Source organism: Thalassospira permensis NBRC 106175 (genome assembly GCF_000714555.1).
Taxonomy (GTDB): Bacteria; Pseudomonadota; Alphaproteobacteria; order Rhodospirillales; family Thalassospiraceae; genus Thalassospira; species Thalassospira xiamenensis.
This window is the reverse complement of the sequence record NZ_AUNC01000056.1, coordinates 1-17,664: the sequence shown is the minus strand read 5'-3', so window position 1 is coordinate 17,664 and position 17,664 is coordinate 1. Positions and strand designations below refer to the sequence as shown.

Annotated in this window: 14 protein-coding genes; 8 read left to right on the top strand and 6 right to left on the bottom strand. The window is 55.5% G+C overall.

Translation table 11 applies throughout. The features are described 5' to 3' along the window. The first annotated feature begins 136 nt into the window (after positions 1 to 136). The 3 genes from recN (at position 137) to SMB34_RS17780 (ending at position 4,395) form a co-directional block, all read left to right on the top strand. Positions 137 to 1,807, top strand: coding sequence for a DNA repair protein RecN (gene recN / locus SMB34_RS17790; protein WP_037992121.1), 1,671 nt, complete (start codon positions 137 to 139; stop codon positions 1,805 to 1,807). Between the two features lie 91 nt (positions 1,808 to 1,898). Next, positions 1,899 to 3,968 carry an NAD-dependent DNA ligase LigA gene (gene ligA, locus SMB34_RS17785; RefSeq protein ID WP_037992260.1) on the top strand — a complete coding sequence of 690 codons (2,070 nt, stop codon included), beginning with the start codon at positions 1,899 to 1,901 and terminating at the stop codon, positions 3,966 to 3,968. A 34-nt stretch (positions 3,969 to 4,002) separates the two neighbouring features. After that, positions 4,003 to 4,395: a hypothetical protein gene (locus tag SMB34_RS17780; RefSeq protein ID WP_037992120.1), complete on the top strand. Its 393-nt coding sequence runs from the start codon at positions 4,003 to 4,005 to the stop codon at positions 4,393 to 4,395. Here SMB34_RS17780 and SMB34_RS17775 read toward each other — a convergent pair. Continuing rightward, positions 4,392 to 5,606 (bottom strand): EAL domain-containing protein, encoded by a 1,215-nt coding sequence (locus SMB34_RS17775; protein WP_156962706.1) that lies wholly within the window; start codon positions 5,604 to 5,606, stop codon positions 4,392 to 4,394. The two genes, SMB34_RS17780 and SMB34_RS17775, sit on opposite strands and share 4 nt — an antisense overlap. A 311-nt stretch (positions 5,607 to 5,917) precedes the next feature. Between SMB34_RS17775 and SMB34_RS17770 the strand changes: the two genes are divergently transcribed. Next, positions 5,918 to 6,469, top strand: a complete 552-nt coding sequence (locus SMB34_RS17770; protein ID WP_037992116.1) for a thermonuclease family protein — start codon at positions 5,918 to 5,920, stop codon at positions 6,467 to 6,469. 9 nt (positions 6,470 to 6,478) lie between these two features. Here SMB34_RS17770 and SMB34_RS17765 read toward each other — a convergent pair whose 3' ends face one another. Continuing rightward, positions 6,479 to 7,525, bottom strand: coding sequence for a DMT family transporter (locus SMB34_RS17765; RefSeq protein ID WP_037992115.1), 1,047 nt, complete (start codon positions 7,523 to 7,525; stop codon positions 6,479 to 6,481). 141 nt (positions 7,526 to 7,666) lie between these two features. On the opposite strand from SMB34_RS17765, the gene SMB34_RS17760 reads away from it, so the two are divergent. Continuing rightward, the gene (locus tag SMB34_RS17760; RefSeq protein ID WP_037992114.1) at positions 7,667 to 8,572 is read left to right on the top strand and encodes a LysR family transcriptional regulator; all 906 of its coding nucleotides are present in this window, start codon (positions 7,667 to 7,669) and stop codon (positions 8,570 to 8,572) included. A gap of 57 nt (positions 8,573 to 8,629) precedes the next feature. Here SMB34_RS17760 and mgrA read toward each other — a convergent pair whose 3' ends face one another. After that, on the bottom strand, positions 8,630 to 9,685 hold the full coding sequence (mgrA, locus tag SMB34_RS17755) for an L-glyceraldehyde 3-phosphate reductase (RefSeq protein ID WP_037992258.1): 1,056 nt from the start codon (positions 9,683 to 9,685) through the stop codon (positions 8,630 to 8,632). A 164-nt stretch (positions 9,686 to 9,849) separates the two neighbouring features. Then, positions 9,850 to 11,874: an aminopeptidase P family protein gene (locus SMB34_RS17750; protein ID WP_037992112.1), complete on the bottom strand. Its 2,025-nt coding sequence runs from the start codon at positions 11,872 to 11,874 to the stop codon at positions 9,850 to 9,852. Between the two features lie 237 nt (positions 11,875 to 12,111). Here SMB34_RS17750 and SMB34_RS17745 point away from each other — a divergent pair, with 237 nt between their 5' ends. Both SMB34_RS17745 and SMB34_RS17740 read left to right on the top strand, forming a co-directional pair. Next, a complete protein-coding gene (locus SMB34_RS17745) occupies positions 12,112 to 12,348 on the top strand; it encodes a hypothetical protein (protein WP_037992111.1) in 237 nt (78 codons plus the stop codon). A 196-nt stretch (positions 12,349 to 12,544) separates the two neighbouring features. Next, positions 12,545 to 13,285: an SDR family oxidoreductase gene (locus SMB34_RS17740; RefSeq protein WP_037992108.1), complete on the top strand. Its 741-nt coding sequence runs from the start codon at positions 12,545 to 12,547 to the stop codon at positions 13,283 to 13,285. A 7-nt stretch (positions 13,286 to 13,292) separates the two neighbouring features. Here the strand turns inward: SMB34_RS17740 and SMB34_RS17735 are convergent, their stop codons facing one another. Both SMB34_RS17735 and SMB34_RS17730 read right to left on the bottom strand, forming a co-directional pair. Then, positions 13,293 to 14,174 carry a 50S ribosomal protein L11 methyltransferase gene (locus SMB34_RS17735; RefSeq protein ID WP_037992257.1) on the bottom strand — a complete coding sequence of 294 codons (882 nt, stop codon included), beginning with the start codon at positions 14,172 to 14,174 and terminating at the stop codon, positions 13,293 to 13,295. A gap of 60 nt (positions 14,175 to 14,234) precedes the next feature. Next, positions 14,235 to 16,592 carry an ATP-dependent helicase gene (locus SMB34_RS17730; protein WP_037992256.1) on the bottom strand — a complete coding sequence of 786 codons (2,358 nt, stop codon included), beginning with the start codon at positions 16,590 to 16,592 and terminating at the stop codon, positions 14,235 to 14,237. Positions 16,593 to 16,799: 207 nt separating this feature from the next. Here SMB34_RS17730 and SMB34_RS17725 point away from each other — a divergent pair, with 207 nt between their 5' ends. Then, on the top strand, positions 16,800 to 17,531 hold the full coding sequence (locus SMB34_RS17725) for an EF-hand domain-containing protein (RefSeq protein ID WP_037992107.1): 732 nt from the start codon (positions 16,800 to 16,802) through the stop codon (positions 17,529 to 17,531). Positions 17,532 to 17,664 lie beyond the last annotated feature (133 nt).

The following is a 17,664-nucleotide window of genomic DNA, read 5'->3' as shown; positions in this document are numbered from 1 at the left end:
CTGCGGCACACAGGGATGCGGCAGATTTTGCGTTCTGCCAAAGCTTGCAAGGCGCGCTGTGATTGGGCACTCTGCTTGTCGCGACGCTGCCTGACCGGCACGATCGCACCTGTTTTAACAATGTCAGTATCCCGCAATGCTCCGACGGCTTAGCATCCGAAATGTTGTTCTGATCGACAAGCTGGACCTTGATTTCCGCGACGGGCTTAGTGTGCTTACCGGGGAAACCGGTGCCGGGAAATCGATCCTGCTTGACTCGTTGGGGCTGGCACTTGGCGCACGCGCCGATAGCGGCCTTGTCCGACATGGCACGGACAAATGCAGCGTTACCGCAACCTTCACCCTGCCCGCCGGTCATCCGGTTTACAGGCTTCTGGCCGAACAGGATATCGAGGTTGAGGACGACGAGTTGGTGGTGCGTCGTGTTGTCACCTCCGACGGGCGGTCGCGCGCCTATGTCAATGATCAGTCGGTATCGGTCGGCCTTTTGCGCGATGTCGGCAATTACTGTGTCGAAATTCAGGGGCAGTTTGACCAGCACGGATTGCTGGATCCGACAACACATCGCGCGACCCTTGATGCGCACGGCAATCTTGGCAGTCTGGCACTTACGGTGCGCGATCAGTGGCGCGCATGGCGCGATACGCAAAAGGAACTGACCGCGGCGACCAACCGCATCAACAAGGCGCGCGAAGAAGAAGAATGGCTGCGCCACGCGGTTGACGAACTTGAAAAACTTGGCCCCGAGGAAGGCGAGGAAGAACGCCTTGCCGAGGAACGCCAGTTCCTGATGCATGGGGAAAAGCTTGTTGCAGCCCTGAATGATGCCGCGGGTGAGCTTTCGCGCGGCAAGGGTGCCGAAAGTGCGCTTCGCAGTGCGCAGCGCCATCTTGAACGCGAATTGCAAAAGGCCGAAGGCCGATTTGAACCAATCATCGAGGCACTGGACCGTGCCGCCATCGAACTTGAAGAAGCATCGCGTGCGATATCGGTTACCCTTGCTGATCTGAATGTCGATACCGGGCAGCAGGAAACGGTTGAGGAACGGCTGTTTGCGCTGCGCGCGGCCGCGCGCAAATACAATGTACCGGTTGATGGGCTGAATGGCCTGATGAAGGAATACCGCAGTCAGATCGATCAGCTTGAATTCGGCGAAAAGGAATTGTCGCGCCTGACGGCTGCCGTTGCCGAACATCGGGCCGCCTTTATCGATGCCGCGCAAAAGCTTCATGGCGCACGCAAAGCCGCGGCCGAAACCCTTGATACCGCGATCAATGCCGAACTGCCGCCACTTCGTATGGAAAAGGCGCGGTTCGTTACCGACATTGCCGAACTGGAAGAAAACGAATGGGGTATCGACGGGATTGATCGCGTCCAGTTCATGGTTGCCACCAACCCCGGCAGCCCGGCGGGACCGCTGAACAAAATCGCGTCCGGTGGCGAGCTTTCGCGCTTCCTGCTTGCTCTCAAGGTGGTTCTGGCGCGGGTTTCCGCGGTGCCGAGCCTTGTGTTTGATGAAGTCGACAGTGGTGTTGGCGGCGCAACGGCGGCTGCGATTGGCGAACGGTTGCATTTGCTGGCCGGGGAACGCCAGATTCTTGTGATTACGCACAGCCCACAGGTCGCAGCACGTGGACGCACCCACTTCAATATTGCCAAAAGCGAAAATGACGGCAGCATGGTAACGCGTGTGAACGAGCTGGTCGATGGTGCCCGACGCGAAGAAATCGCAAGGATGCTGGCCGGACATTCGATCACCGCCGAAGCCCGTGCTGCGGCAGACAGCCTGTTAGACCAACCCCGCTAGAACGTTTGACAGGGTATTTTCCCTGCCCGTTCCAGCCGCTTGAATACGGATAAAAAGAAATATGAGCGCCGAACAAGGGTCAACCTCGTCCATTGTCCCCGACATGCCCGAAACCCGGACCGAGGCAGGCCAGCAGCATGCCGAAATTTCCGACCGTATTCGCGGCTTTAACGAAGCGTATTATATCAATGATGAACCGCTGGTTCCCGATGCGGAATATGATGCACTGTTCAATCGACTGATCGAACTTGAAGCACGCTATCCGACGCTCAAGAAAAACAGCCCGACGCAGGAAGTTGGTGCCGCCCCGGCCGATGGTTTTGCCAAGATCAAACATGCGCGTCCGATGCTGTCGCTTGCCAACGCATTTTCGCGCGAGGACATTGTTGATTTTCTGGCCCGTATTCGCCGTTTCCTGAACCTGACGGCGCACAGCCCGGTCGAAATCGTTGGCGAACCCAAGATCGATGGTTTGTCACTATCGCTGCGCTATGAAAACCGTGAACTGGTCAGTGCTGCAACGCGTGGCGACGGGACAGAGGGCGAAGACGTCACCGCCAATGTCGCCCATATCACCGACATCCCCAAAATCCTGCCCGAAGATGCACCGGCCGACGTCGTTGAAATCCGTGGCGAGGTTTACATGGCGCGTTCGGCCTTCCAGAAGCTGAATGAAACGCAGTCCGAAACAGGTGGTAAAACATTTGCCAATCCGCGCAATGCCGCCGCCGGGTCGCTTCGCCAGCTTGACCCGACCATCAGTGCCAAACGCCCGCTGCGTTTCTTTGCCTACAGCTTTGGCGAACTGTCCGAAAGTCTTGCGCAGACGCATTGGGATTTCATCAGCAAGATCAAGGGTTGGGGCTTTGTCACCAATCCCCACACGACGCTTTTGCACAATACCGACGAGATCATGGCGTTTTACGAGGAACTCGGCAATCAACGGGCCGAACTTGATTACGATATTGACGGCATTGTCTATAAGGTCAACGACTTCGAATTGCAGTTGCGGCTTGGCTTTGTCAGCCGGTCACCGCGCTGGGCAATTGCCCATAAATTCCCGGCCGAACAGGCCCGCACCCGCGTTAAGGCGATTGATATCCAGGTTGGGCGCACTGGCGCACTGACCCCGGTTGCGCGGCTTGAACCCGTCACGGTTGGCGGCGTTGTGGTCTCGAACGCGACCCTTCATAACCGCGACGAAATCGAACGGCTCGGCGTAAGGGTCAATGACCTTGTCGTCATTCAGCGGGCTGGTGATGTGATCCCGCAGGTGGTCGAGGTCATTACTGATGAACGGCCCGATGACGCCGTGCCCTATGACTTCCCGGAAACCTGCCCGAAATGCGGCAGCCACGCCATGCGCGAAGAAGGCGAAGCTGTCACACGATGCAGCGGCGGGCTGATCTGTCCGGCACAGGCGGTTGAACGACTGAAACATTTTGTGTCGCGCAATGCGTTCGATATCGAAGGCATGGGCGGAAAGCATATCGAGGCGTTCTTTGACCTCGGCTGGGTCAAATCACCTGCCGATATTTTCCGGATCGAGGAAAAGCACGGGGACGCCCTTCGAAAGCTTGAAGGCTGGGGCGATAAATCGGCCGAAAAGCTGTTTGCCAGCATCAATGAACGGCGCACCGTGCCGCTGGACAGGTTTATCTATGCCCTTGGTATCCGCCAGATCGGTCAGGCGACTGCAAAGCTTCTGGCGCGGCATTACGGATCGATCACGGAATGGCGCGCAGCGATGAATGATGCCGGAACGCCCGATAGTGACGCGTTACGCGATCTGATCAATATCGATCAGATCGGCCCCAGTGTGGCCCATGACCTGATTGAATTCATGGCCGAAGAACATAACCGCGATGTTCTTGATGACCTTCAGGCCGTTCTGACCATCGAAGATGTCGAAGCCCCGCAGGTTACCGACAGCCCCGTCAGCGGCAAAACGGTTGTCTTTACCGGCAAGCTGGAACTGTTTTCGCGTAACGAGGCAAAGGTCAAAGCCGAAAGCCTTGGTGCGAAAGTAGCCGGTTCGGTATCGGCAAAAACCGATTTTCTGGTTGCAGGACCGGGTGCGGGCTCCAAATTAAAGAAAGCAGAAGAATTAGGTGTTAATGTTCTGGATGAACAAGAATGGCTTGATCTGATCGCCGATTGATCAGCGCGGGCAAAGCGGAAGGAAAACGTATCCTATGGAAGACCTTGGCAGCTTTTTTCGCCGCTATGCCGATGCACATCTTAAATTCGAAGCAGATGCCCTTGATGCGTTTTATCACTTCCCGTGCCTGATCAATGACCTGATGGGGGTTCATGCCATCGGCTCGGTGGAGGATCTGCATACATACAATCAGTCGTTTTTTGATGAATTGAAAAATGCCGATCTGGCGATGGCGAAATCGATGCTGGTCGAACAGCATTCCGCCCTGCCCGGCGGATCGCGCGCGATCGTGTCGTTCCGGTTCGGCAATTCGGAAAACAATCTGATCTTTGATTGTGATTATGCCTTTGCCCTGCTCAAACAGGACGAGACATGGAAAATCGTTTTTGCCCAGCTTGACGAGATCCGATACAGCGATCTTTATTAGGCGCGCGTACGCCCCGGGGCCAGACGCGCACGGGGCAGATCTTTCGCTGTGGCTTTGCCCAGTACCCGTTCAATTTCAACGGGCGCATCAAGAAAACCTGCCAATCCATACCCTTGAAAGTATGAAACGCCTGCCTGCACACCGGCTTCGATCTGCGCCACTGTCTCACAGCGGCAGAAAACTATTTTATTGATCAGATCGGGCGAACATTGGTCGAGTGTCTGCCTGATTTCATCGGGTTCGCAATCCGCCACATGCAGTTTGATGAAGTCGGCGATTTCAGTTTCCTTGGCCAGAAGCTGTGTCAACCGCGACAGCGGAACACGATCAAAGGCCAGTCGAATGCCATGCCTTTGAAAACGTGACAGAATTCCCTGACGGACTTTGGGATTGTTTCGCCACATCAGCAACGGGATTTCCACCGTTAACTTGCGAAGCTGACGGGATGGAATGGTTTTGATCATTCGCTGAAAATTGGCGCTGACAACAGCCACAGGATTCAGGTTCAGAAACCGCGCGACATCACCCGTATAGTTTTCCTTGGTGACGTAGGATAGAACCCGGTTATCCAGAAGCTCTGTAAAACGCGCGAACATCCATTCATCGTTGAGGATTTCCTTGCCCGAGATTTCTTCCATCGCGGCAATAGAAACCCAGAACTCCTCACCGGCAAGCGCAGGCGTGCTTTCCGGCAGCAATTCCCAGATCAGTTGGCTGCGAATATGCATCGAGATGTCGGCCTGGCCAATGATCCGCTCGATTTCGACAAGTTGCCCAAGCTGGGTAACGTTTTTTGGCGGTGCCAGATAGAAATCAAGGAAGTCTTCGGCATTTTCGCGTGTGATGGCCCGCATATGACCGACACAGCAGAGCGCAAAAGCAGATGCTTCCTCACTAAGATCGAAGACCTTGCAGTCAAGGCCGCCATATCGGCGTGCCAGCAAAAATGTTCTTACATTTTCGACCAGTTCTTCCATTCGGCTGCGCTGGTCGTTGGGCATCGTCAGGACGAATGTGTGGTCTGATAAAATGCGCGGCGTCAGGTTTTGCAGACAGCCATATTGAAAGTAGCGGACAAAAGAACAAAAAACCGTCCGGCTTCGTGTTGTCGGCACACTTGTAAAATCAAGAACGAACGCGCAATGGTCAGGTTTATGAAGGCCGGATTTCTGAATACTGGCGAGCAACTCTTTCGGGACTGTTCTATTCATCCAAGGACCCCTAACGATGCAACTTCATTGTATGTGTCGCTGTTGATCGCGACTTCCTTTAGCGTCCCGGTCTGTGAATTGGATCGTGCTAGGCACGGGTCAAGAGTTATTCTATACTTTAATATAGTACATATCTCTACGGAATCTAATGTGTCCATGTCAAGTAATGGTTGACTGGGCACATGACTTCGAATTGACGATCAGTCACTTAAGGTTCGTACTCAACTGCCGCCTGAACCAACACTTTCTTTGATTTATGCCGACAGACAGGACACCATAGATACTTGGCCGATCACACAGTCAGATAAACCATGAGCCCGATGCATTTCTTCAAAACCATGCTTGTTCTGGGAACGGTTACGGCCTTGTTCGTCGCGAGTCCGGCACTAGCCGACCCCGATTTCGGTGAACTGGTTGGCAAGGCGCGTGCGGTTGACGGCGACACGCTGGAGTTTGGTTTCAAACGCGTTGATCTTTGGGGGGCGGACGCGCTTGAACGGTTTCAGCGATGCATCGTGAATGGTCAAACCACGGCATGCGGTGCAGATGCATGGCAGGTCGTTACCAATTTGATTGCAGCCGGGCCAATCACCTGCAAGGTGCAGGGCAAGAACCGGTACCATCGCAACATGGCGATCTGTCGCAATGCCAACGGGATTGATATCGGCCAAAGCATGATTGCACGCGGCATGGCCGTGGCACGGACCGACGAAATGCCATCTTATGCTACGGCTGAAAACAGCGCACGCCAGAGCCGTTCAGGGGCATGGGCCGGACAGTTCATCGACCCGCTGCTGTGGCGACGCGGAGAAAGGTTGCCGGAACATCAAACCGAAGTCCGCCGCTGGCAACGTGACGAATAAAGGCCACTGTCACGCGCCTTTGCCCGGCGCACCAGCTGCCGGTTCGCCGTCTGTGTCTGTCGCGTTGGCATCCCCCGAACCACGACCGGTTGCCGAAAAGAACGGACGGGCCAGTAACCGACCAAGACCGGCCAGTGTCACACCATTCTTGATCGATGCCACACCAACAATGACGATAGCAAAGCCAAGGGCTTGTGCCGTGGTCAGAACTTCGCCCAGTAGTAGCCAGGCAGCAAAGAATGTCATGGCAGGGCCCGAAAGCGAAATCAGTGCTGCCTGTGTCGCCCCGATCCGCCGAATACCTTCAAACAGCAGAAAGAACGGGATCACGGTGCAGAAGATCGAAATACCCGCGGTCCACAAAACCCCATCGACATTCAGATTCAGCGGCTTGGTGACGATCAGTTCATAGATGATCATTGATACACCTGCCATGGTATTGACCATGGCGGCAAAATGCATTGATCCAATGACCGAAATCATCCGCTGCCCGAAATAAAGGTAACAGGCATAAGTCAGGGCCGAGGCAAACGCCAAAGAAGCCCCCAGCCAAAGCTGATCTGAAACAGCACCGATCCCGTTGGGGGCGAGAACCAGTACCAACCCGATATAAGTGACGACAAAGCAGACAAACTGGCGCAAGGGAGGAAGCCGCCACTTATGCAGGCATTCAAGGATCAGAACGATGGCCGGGAATGTAAAAAGCACGATCCGCGAGACGGTGACATCAATCACCGACACGGCGGTAAAATCAAACAGTGCAGCAGCAAAGAACAGCCCGCCATAAAGCGCACCCCAAAGGATATCGACCGGCTTCATCGTGCGTTCGCCCGGCCGGTGTTTGCCAAACAGATAAACACCGATCCAGAAAAACGGCATCGCGATCAAAAAGCGCAGCAGCAACAAACCATCAACCGTCATGCCTGTGGCATAAACGTATTTCGCCAAAAGCCCCTTCATTGCGAATGCCACGGTGGATAGCAATACAAGGGTCAGCGCCGACCCCGACGGCTTTGCCGTGGTGTTGGCCGCAAATGGCGCGGATGGTTTTGTCATTATTGTCTCCGGTCTCTCTTGGCCTTAACTATCTGCCGCGCCTAGCCATTATTCAATTCGAATTAAATGTTATCAGATATCAGGATTTGCTATATCTAACGACATATCAGCCGGTTCATATGTGTTTTGGATTGCAGATAAATGGACATCAAACAGCTTCGAAGTTTTGTTCACATTGCCGAACTTGGCAGCCTGTCGCGTGCGGCCGACCGGCTGAACCTGTCGCAACCAGCCCTGAGCCGACAGCTTAACCTTCTGGAAGAGGCACTTGATACCCGCCTGCTGGAACGGACCGGACGTGGGGTCAAACTGACCGAAGCCGGTCAGATGCTGGCGGAACGGGCACGGGTTATTCTGGGTGATCTCGCAAGGCTGGAGGCCGATCTTTCGGCGCGACGCAGCAAGGTGACCGGTCATGTTCATGTCGGTGTGCCGCCCAGTGCGGGGATCGTCATTACCGGCGCACTGGTCGAAGCATTGCGTGAACGCTATCCAGATCTGAATATCTCGATTGCCGAGGATCTGACAGGTGACGTGCAGGAAGGATTGCTATCGGGTCGTCTTGATATCGGCATCCTGCATGACGGCATGATTTCGCGAAGCCTGCATGCCGAACCATTGTGGCGTGAAGACCTGTTTCTGATTTCCCATCCGTCGCGCGTTGGCGAAGGCGAAACCGAAATTGCCTATGAAGATGTATTGGCCCTACCGCTTATCATGCCAACGCCAAAACACGGGTTGCGCGCCAAGATGCAGGAAGCAGCATTCCGTGCCGGTCGTCCCCTGACCCCGGTGGTCGAAGCCGATGCGTTGCGGGTTCTGGTCGATCTGGTGCATCGCGATCTGGGCCATACGGTTTTGCCACGAAGCTCGCTTGTGATGGAACTTTCGACCGGTCGGCTTAAGGCACGGCGGATCGTCAACCCGCAGCTATCGCGCAAGGTGATGTTGTCGTGGCTTCAGGATCGCCCGCTAAGTACCGGGGCCAAGGCCGTGCTTGATACCCTGCGCGATCTGGCCGGCACCATGCCGATGGCTGATAACTGAAAAGAAAACCCCGGCACGACAAACGTACCGGGGTTTGATGGAAAGACTTTGGACCGATCAGACCGGGGCTTCGGAATTAGATGATTTCTGCCACAGGTTCAGGCCGCCATCGGTCGCATATTTATCGATCTCAGCCAGTTCCTCGGCACTGAATTCAAGATTGTTCAGGGCATCAAGGCTGTTATCAAGCTGTTCGACATGACGCGCCCCAATCAGGGCCGATGTGATTTCCGGGCGACGTAGCACCCATGCAATCGCCATCTGTGCCAATGTCTGGCCGCGGCGTTTGGCGATTTCGTTCAGGGCGCGCACACGGTTCAGGTTGTCTTCGGACAGCATGCCGGGCTGGAACGATCCTTCAAGGGCTGCACGGGAATTTTCCGGCACACCATTCAGGTATTTGTTGGTCAGAAGCCCTTGCGCAAGCGGCGAGAATGCAATGCAGCCAATGCCAAGTTCGGACAGGGTATCAAGCAGACCTTCGGTTTCGACCCAGCGGTTCAGCATCGAATAGGATGGCTGATGAATGACGCAGGGCGTGCCCAGATCAGTAAGGATCGCCTGCGCCTTGCGGGCCATTTCGGCGGAATAGGACGAAATGCCGACATAAAGCGCCTTGCCCGAACGCACGATCTGATCGAGTGCGCCCATGGTTTCGGCAAGCGGCGTGTTCGGATCAACACGGTGCGAATAGAAAATATCCACGTAATCAAGACCCATGCGCGACAGGCTTTGATCCAGACTTGAAATCAGATATTTGCGCGAACCCCATTCGCCGTACGGCCCCGGCCACATGCGGTAACCCGCCTTGGTCGAAATCACCAGTTCGTCGCGATGGGATTTCAGATCCTTTGCCAGCACCTTGCCAAAATTTTCTTCGGCCGATCCGGGGGGCGGGCCATAGTTGTTTGCAAGATCGAAATGGATGACACCGCGATCAAAGGCACGCCGGATCATGGCACGCTGCGTTTCAAAAACGTCAACACCACCAAAATTCTGCCAAAGGCCAAGCGTGATCTGCGGCAGCATCAGGCCGCTTTTGCCCGAACGGTTATAGGTTGCATTGTCGTATCGCGCGGGATTGGCATTCCAGCCTTCTTCCACTGACGCCATGTCTTCCTCCTGATTATTTTCTTTGGGGCCATGCCCACAATTGAATCGATCCAATGTTTTATTCATAAGGCAAAAAGACCACGCTGTCAGGCGTGTTAAAACGAAAAAACCGCCCCGATATGTCGGGACGGTTTTGTGATATGCCTTGACTTGATAGGGGGAACTTACGCCGCACGTTTCTTGATCGGTGCCGTTGCCTTTTGCAGCCATTCAAGAAGATCTTCGTCAAGATCGTCGGCATACATCGCATAGACCTGCGCGTGGTAATCGTTCAGCCACTGCAATTCGTCCTTGGTCATCAGTTCCGGATCAATCAGTTTGCGTTCAATCGGCGAGAAGGTCAGCGTTTCAAAGCCCAGCATCGGGCGATCCGCCCCGACCGGACCATCAATCTCGATCACCGCAATCAGGTTTTCAATCCGAATGCCGTATTCGCCTTCCTTATAGAAACCCGGCTCGTTCGACAGGATCATACCCGGTTTAAGCGCGATCTTGTTCGGGGCTTTGGAAATCCGCTGCGGACCTTCGTGAACACCAAGGTAACTGCCAACGCCATGCCCGGTACCGTGGTCGAAATCAAGCCCGGCTTCCCAAAGCGGCGCACGGGCAAGGGTATCCAACTGCTGGCCGGTGGTGCCGACCGGGAAAATCGCGCGCGCAAGTGCGATATGCCCCTTCAGCACACGGGTGAAACGATCCCGATGTTCCTGGGTCGGCTGCCCGATCACGGTTGTACGGGTGATATCGGTGGTCCCGTCCAGATACTGCCCGCCACTATCGATCAGGAAAATTTCGCCCGGCGAAAGTTTGCGATTGGTTTCGGGCGTGTTGCGATAATGGCAAAGCGCACCGTTCGGGCCGCTGCCCGGGATGGTTTCGAAACTGGTATCGCGGAATAACGGATCTTCGGCACGCAGTGCGAGAAGTTTGTCCGCAGCCATGCGTTCATCAATGCTGCCATCGGCAGCAGCTTCGTCGAGCCACGCGAAATAACGAATGATCTTTTCGCCGTCGCGTTTGTGCGCCTTGCGCGATCCTTCAAGCTCGACCTCGTTCTTGCAGGCCTTGGGCAATGCCACCGGATCACGGCCGATCCGCATGGTTGCCCCGGCATCGGCAAGCTTCATGCGCAGCCAGTCGGACGCGGTTGCCTCGTCCAGACGGACCGACTGATTGCCCAACGCGCCAAGGGCTTCTTCGAGTTCGCCGGGTTGGCGGAGGGTCGCATCGTTTTCAAGCCATTTGACGGTTTCAGCCGCAAACTTGCGTTCATCCATAAACAGATCAACCGATGCATCGCCATGAATGATGGCATATCCCAACGGCAGCGGAATATGGGGTACATCGCCCCCCCGGATATTCAAAAGCCACGCGATGCTGTCAGGCGCGGAAATCACCGCACTGTCGCATTCCAGCTTTTCGAGCATTTCGGCAATCTGTTTGCGTTTTTCCGCGTTTGATTTACCGGCATGTTCCAGAAGATGCGGGCGCACGGGCGCTATCGGCATGGCGGGCTGTTTATGCCACAAAACATCAATCGGATTGGGTCCGATTGCGACCAGTTCGGCACCGACATCCTTGCACGCACCACGCAGATGCTCGGCCTGCTGGACAGTATGCAGATGCGGATCGTAGGCCAGTTTCTGGCCCGATTTCAGATTGTCGTGGATCCAGCCGACAACCGGCTCGTCGACCAGATGGCGGTATTCGTAAATGTCACGGTTGACCTGCTGGCGGACCTGAATGGTGTATCGGCCATCGACAAACACGGCAGCCTTGTCTGCCAGCACCACCGCAGCCCCGGCAGACCCGGTAAAGCCGGTCAGCCACGCCAGACGTTCGGCACAGGCCGGGACATATTCACCCTGATGTTCATCTGATCGCGGCACGACGAAGCCATCGACACCCTTGGCCGCAAGATATTTGCGAAGGGCATCAACCCGACCAGCGGCATCATAGCCATCCTTGGCATACAGAAATTCGGATTTACGTTCATCACGCAATGCCAACAGGGCCGATTTCAGATCATCGCCAAGCTTGCCACCGACCAGATCAAGCCAATCGGTTCGCGTATCGCCATTGGCACTGGCAATCACACCGTCAATCAGATCGACAATGGCAGTAACGTCCTTGTTAACGCCGTCACGTTCAAGCATGGCAGCAAGTTGGGTATCGCCGGGAAGGGTCATCAAAATCCTCGTTTCTATGCGTGGGGCAGCATCCGACCAAAGCTATCTAAGGGTTTTCGCTGATCACTTGCAAGATGGAATGCCATAAAACGCCTTCCTGCGCGTCAGATCAGGTCCGCAATAAACTACACCTGTTCTGGTCCTATACCACCACATGCATCATGGGTATGAAAGCCCTGCAAGCTTCGCAATGCAAATTAAGGAAAGTTTAAACTATGACATCCCGGTGACAAAAAGATGACCCGTCGGGACGTCAATTTGCAGGAGACCAAAACGGTGATCCGTTTTCCAATTACTGCCCAAAACGTTGTTCAATCGCGTCGTCGTCAGACGGCCTATGACGGTCTTGAGCGCCTCACCCTTGCGGAAAGAGCCGCGCTCGGCCTTGATACAGGCCCCGCCAATCTGTCAGACGACGCTGAAAGCCACCATCGGGGTCAGACCCTTTCGGTAGCAGCAATGGGCAGGGAATAGGGATCAATCCCGCCCGCCTAGGTCTTTGATGCCATAGGACGCCACGCAGGATCGAAGGTTCGCGATCCTTGAGGTCTTTTTTTTGTCTTTCCCTCTGAGACGGCCCTGCTACTCCACAGCAGGGCCGTTTCTTTTTGACCCCGGCATAAAACCCGCGCCATAGTGTCGCCCGACATTGATTTTCGGGGAAACATCCATGACAAAAACCGTCCTGATCACCGGCGGCTCCCGCGGGATTGGCCGTGCCACCGCCATTCTGTGCGCGCAAAACGACTGGAACGTCGCCATCAGCTATGTCGGCAACAGGGAAAGTGCCGATGAAACCTGCGCGCTGTGTGAACGGGCAGGACGAACCGGCAATGTTTTCGCCCTGAAATGCGACGTGAAATATGAACAGGACGTTGTTGACCTGTTTCAGGCAACGCTTGACCGCTTCGGCACAATTGATGCGGTTGTCAATAATGCAGGGATCGTTGCCCCCAAAAGCGATCTGGCGGATATGAGCATCGAACGGATGAAATCGGTGTTTGATACCAATGTTCTGGGGGCCTATATCGTTGCCCGCGAGGCCGCACGTGCTATGTCAAACAGGGGCGGTTCAATCGTCAATGTATCGTCGATGGCCTCCAAACTCGGATCACCGGGCGAATATGTCGATTATGCCGGGTCCAAAGGTGCGATTGACACCCTGACCATTGGCCTTTCGAAGGAACTTGGTCCCAAAGGCATTCGGGTCAATGCGGTGCGACCGGGCATTATAGATACCGACATTCATGGCAGTGTAGGCCGCCCGGAACGGGTTGCCGAACTTGGCCCCAACTGCCCGCTTGGGCGTGCGGGCAAGGCAAACGAAGTCGCCAATCTGATTTATTGGCTACTGTCAGATGACGCGTCCTATGTCACTGGTGCGCTAATCGATATATCGGGCGGACGGTAAATCTGGCTTAGCCAACCACCAGCGTCGTCCATTCTTCGACCGGGAAACGTTTGACCAATGACAGGCCGACATCGCGGTAGGCCGACAGAACAAACTGTTCCTGATGGGACAGAAGCCCCGACAGAACCACATAACCACCATCGGCCAGCGTCCCGCGCAGGTCGCGCGCCATATGACGCAACGGACGGGCAAGGATATTGGCGCAGACAATGTCGTAATAACCGGCATTGCGAATGCGAACGTCGCTAAAGCCGTTGGAATGAATTGCGGTGACCAGATCGGTGATCTTGTTGATCCGGGCATTTTCACGGGCAACGCGCACCGATGCGGGGTCAATGTCGGCCATCATCACCGGGCAGCGCCATGTTTTGGCACATGCCATGCCCAGAATGCCGGACCCGCAGCCCATATCAAGCGCATTGTGACGATGTGAATGTTTGGCGATCCAATCGATTGCCGCAAGGCAGCCCTTGGTCGTTTGATGTTCACCAGATCCGAATGCCAGACCGGCATCGACCTGCAAACCGGTTTTGGCCACCGGCACGCCGTCTTCCCAGTGCGAGCCATGGACATAGAACCGGCCGACCGAAATCGGCTTGAAGCTGCGCAGATTGTCACTGACCCAGTCTTTGGGTTCGTAGGTGCCAAATTCGACGACCGGCACGTCAACACCAACGGCCGATGCCATCAATGATACGGCGGTTTCAACCGCAGTCTTGTCAAGATGATCGCCCGAAAAACCCTCGACCTTCCAGGGCGCGGTCGGATCGCCCGGCCGTTCGAAATGCGACAGGGCATCGCAATGCTCATACAACGCCTCGGCAAAGGCGGCGACATATTTGCCATCGACCTCGAAGGTGAAATTATAGCAACGAACGGTTTCGGTCATATCGCTTCTCGCAAGATTGCGGCGGCCATTTGACCGCACCAGAAATAATGTCCGGGCGGCTTAACCCGGCAGGATGAAACTGTCGACCACTTTCTTTGTGCCGACACCTTCGAAATGAATTTCAAGCTTGTTGCCATCGACCGCCTTGACGGTGCCGGGGCCGAATTTGCGATGACGTACCGCATCACCAACCTTGTATTTCGATGATTTCGAACTGGTGGTGTAGCTGGTTTCACCGTCCGGCTTTACATCAATCACGTTTTTGCGCACCCGGTCCTGCCATCCCGCGCTGGCAAACCGGCGTTCGCCGGTACCGCCATAGGGATTATAGCTTTCCGCCGGTTTGTTATCCGCCCAGCTTGGCATTTTCATCCAGTCATCGGCCCCCCATGCACCCGGCGATACATTGCCGCGATGATTGCCAAGGCCGGTATCGCTGATGCGTTCGACATGCTCGTCAGGCAATTCATCGACAAAGCGTGACGGCAGGGCCGATTGCCACTGGTTATAAATCCGCCGGTTGGCGGCATAGGAAACGGTGGCGCGTTTGCGCGCACGCGTGATGCCGACATAGGCCAGACGGCGTTCTTCCTCAAGGCCCTTGACGCCGCTTTCATCCATGGCGCGCTGATGGGGGAAAACGCCTTCTTCCCAGCCGGGCAGGAAGACATAGTCAAATTCCAACCCCTTGGCCGCATGCAGGGTCATGATGGTGACTTTTTCCTGATCGGCATTCTGTTCGTTTTCCATCACCAGCGACACATGCTCAAGGAAGCTGGTCAGGTTTTCAAACTCGCCAATTGCGGATACCAGTTCTTTGAGGTTCTCCAGACGGCCGGGCGCATCGATTTCCTTCGACGTCCGCCACATATCGGTATAGCCGCTTTCATCCAGCACCGTTTCAAGCACCGCCACATGCGACGTGGTTTCAAGCATCTCGCGCCAGCGTTTGAAATCGCCCAGCAATCCGCCAATCGCCTGACGCATTTTGGGTTTGAGTTCCTCGGTCCCGATCAGATCAAGGGCCGCCGCCGGAAGCGACACGGCCTGATCACGCGAATATTGATGCAGGGTTTGCAAGGTGGCCTTCCCCACCCCGCGCTTGGGCACATTGACGATGCGTTCAAACGCAAGGCTGTCATCGGGTTGGGCGACCATGCGGATATAAGCCAGCGCATCGCGGATTTCCTGACGTTCATAGAAACGCGGTCCGCCGACAACCCGGTACGGGATGCCCAATGTAATCAGCCGTTCCTCGAACTCGCGGGTCTGGAACCCGGCGCGAACAAGGATCGCCATCTGGGATGCACCGATGCCACAGCTTTGCAGGGCTTCGATATCCTCGCCAACCAGCCGCGCCTCGGCCTCGCCATCCCAGACACCTTTGACAAAGACCTTTTCGCCGGTATCAAGTTCGGTCCAAAGCTCCTTGCCCAGACGCCCATCGTTAAAGGTGATCAGCTTGGACGCCGCCGCCAGAATATGGGGCGTGGAACGATAATTCTGTTCCAGCCGGACGACCTTGGCGCCAGGGAAATCGGACTCGAAACGCAGAATGTTGCCGACCTCGGCCCCGCGCCAGCTATAGATCGCCTGATCATCATCGCCGACACAGCATATATTGCGATGAACCATCGCCAGCGCACGCAGCCAAAGATATTGCGCCACGTTGGTATCCTGATATTCATCGACCAGGACATAGCGGAAGGTTTCCTGATAACGGCGCAGGATTTCCGGATGTTTCTGAAACAGGGTCAGGCAATGCAGCAAAAGATCGCCGAAATCGGCCGCATTCAGAACCGCAAGGCGTTCCTGATAGATCTTATAAAGGTATTTGGCCCCGCCATTGGCGAACTCGACACTTTCATTGACCCGTTCGGGTGAAAGCCCCTTGTCCTTCCAGCGCTGGATGATACCCATCAACTGCTTGGCCGGCCATTTTTTCTGATCGATCTGTTCGGCATCCATGATCTGCTTGAGCAGGCGGACCTGATCGTCGCTATCAAGGATCGTGAAGTTTGATTGCAACCCGACCAGTTCGGCATGACGGCGCAACAGGCGGGCGGCCAGCGAGTGGAAAGTCCCCAGCCACCATCCTTCAACCGGACGGCCCAGCGCATGGGCAACACGTTCCTGCATTTCCTTGGCCGCACGATTGGTAAAGGTAACGGCAAGGATTTGCTGCGGATGCAGGCGCTCCGTCTGTCCCTTGGTTTCCAGCAGATGGGCAAGGCGGGTCGTCAGAACGCGCGTTTTCCCCGTCCCGGCACCTGCCAGCACCAGCAACGGGCCATCAAGCGCTTCGACTGCTTCGCGTTGCTCGGCATTCAGATTGGCAAGGTAATCCGGTGCGGGTGCGTCCTGAAGGCGCATTTCCGGGCTTGCGGCGAATTCATCGATTTCAAAGGGATCATCCATCATGTCGGGATATATAACATGCTCTGCAAACGGGGCCAGTATTGGCATTCAATCAAGTGGCGATATCGGGTTGCTTATTGTGCAACAAATCAGGAACGTCGACCAATTTTTTCCCTGAAAATATTTTTCCGCCTGCTTTTCTGCGCCAGTTTTTCCTGCGCCTCGCGTGAACAGTCATAACGACAATCACCACGCAAGGAGCCCCTGATGAGCGGCATCAACAGTCTCAGTGCCAGTCTTGCGCAAATATTTAGCCAAACACAGTCGACCGGTAGCAGCCAGTCTACCGAAAGCAGTAGCGGCGTAGAAGGCATTGGCGGATTTGCGCTCGCCAGTGCGCAAAGCACGGCCTCGACACAGGCGGTCGACGCGGTTTCGGAAATTGCTGCCAACGGACAGGGCAGCGTTGACCAGCTTTCCGATCAGATCAAAGCCATGCTGCTCGAAATGCAGGAAAGCACCGACACATCGGCCACCGATGGCGGTTTCGATGCGCAGCAACTGTTCGACGACCTTGATACCGATGATGACGGCTCCCTGACCAAGGATGAGTTCCTGGCAGGAAAACCCGATGATGTCAGCGATGAAATGGCCGAAAACCTGTGGTCGATGATGGCGGGAAGTGATGCTGAAAGCATTTCCGAAGACGATTACCTGACAAGCATGGCACCACCACCCGGTGCCACTACGACCACGGCAACTGCGGACGAGAGCACGGGCAGTTCATCGGACGGTGACAGTGCCGCAACATCCGATACCGAAAGTTACGATCCGCTTGATACCAACGAAGACGGTATTGTCAGCCTTGCCGAAATAATGGCCGCCTCCCCGGCCAACGGAACCGCGTCGGTCAGCAGCACAAGCAACGACGCAGCCACCACGACCAGCAACGGCCCAACACCGTTCGACAACCGCCTGATGGCGCAGTTGATGGCTTAATATCGTTCACTTCCGACGAAGCGATAGCACCAACTTGCTGTCGGCCCCCCGAAATCAAACCGGCAGCATTTTTTTGCCTTCACATTCAGGGAATACCTTAGAAAAGCTTAGGCGGCGCATCACCGCGCTCTTC

Excerpts from the sequence above, each read along its gene's own strand:
- SMB34_RS17780 (WP_037992120.1), top strand. The coding sequence starts at position 4,003 with ATGGAAGACCTTGGCAGCTTTTTTCGCCGCTATGCCGATGCACATCTT.
- SMB34_RS17770 (WP_037992116.1), top strand. The coding sequence starts at position 5,918 with ATGAGCCCGATGCATTTCTTCAAAACCATGCTTGTTCTGGGAACGGTT.
- SMB34_RS17745 (WP_037992111.1), top strand. The coding sequence starts at position 12,112 with ATGACCCGTCGGGACGTCAATTTGCAGGAGACCAAAACGGTGATCCGT.
- SMB34_RS17775 (WP_156962706.1), bottom strand. The coding sequence starts at position 5,606 with ATGAATAGAACAGTCCCGAAAGAGTTGCTCGCCAGTATTCAGAAATCC.
- SMB34_RS17730 (WP_037992256.1), bottom strand. The coding sequence starts at position 16,592 with ATGGATGATCCCTTTGAAATCGATGAATTCGCCGCAAGCCCGGAAATG.
- recN (WP_037992121.1), top strand. The coding sequence starts at position 137 with ATGCTCCGACGGCTTAGCATCCGAAATGTTGTTCTGATCGACAAGCTG.
- mgrA (WP_037992258.1), bottom strand. The coding sequence starts at position 9,685 with ATGGCGTCAGTGGAAGAAGGCTGGAATGCCAATCCCGCGCGATACGAC.
- SMB34_RS17765 (WP_037992115.1), bottom strand. The coding sequence starts at position 7,525 with ATGACAAAACCATCCGCGCCATTTGCGGCCAACACCACGGCAAAGCCG.
- SMB34_RS17740 (WP_037992108.1), top strand. The coding sequence starts at position 12,545 with ATGACAAAAACCGTCCTGATCACCGGCGGCTCCCGCGGGATTGGCCGT.
- SMB34_RS17750 (WP_037992112.1), bottom strand. The coding sequence starts at position 11,874 with ATGACCCTTCCCGGCGATACCCAACTTGCTGCCATGCTTGAACGTGAC.
- SMB34_RS17760 (WP_037992114.1), top strand. The coding sequence starts at position 7,667 with ATGGACATCAAACAGCTTCGAAGTTTTGTTCACATTGCCGAACTTGGC.
- SMB34_RS17725 (WP_037992107.1), top strand. The coding sequence starts at position 16,800 with ATGAGCGGCATCAACAGTCTCAGTGCCAGTCTTGCGCAAATATTTAGC.
- SMB34_RS17735 (WP_037992257.1), bottom strand. The coding sequence starts at position 14,174 with ATGACCGAAACCGTTCGTTGCTATAATTTCACCTTCGAGGTCGATGGC.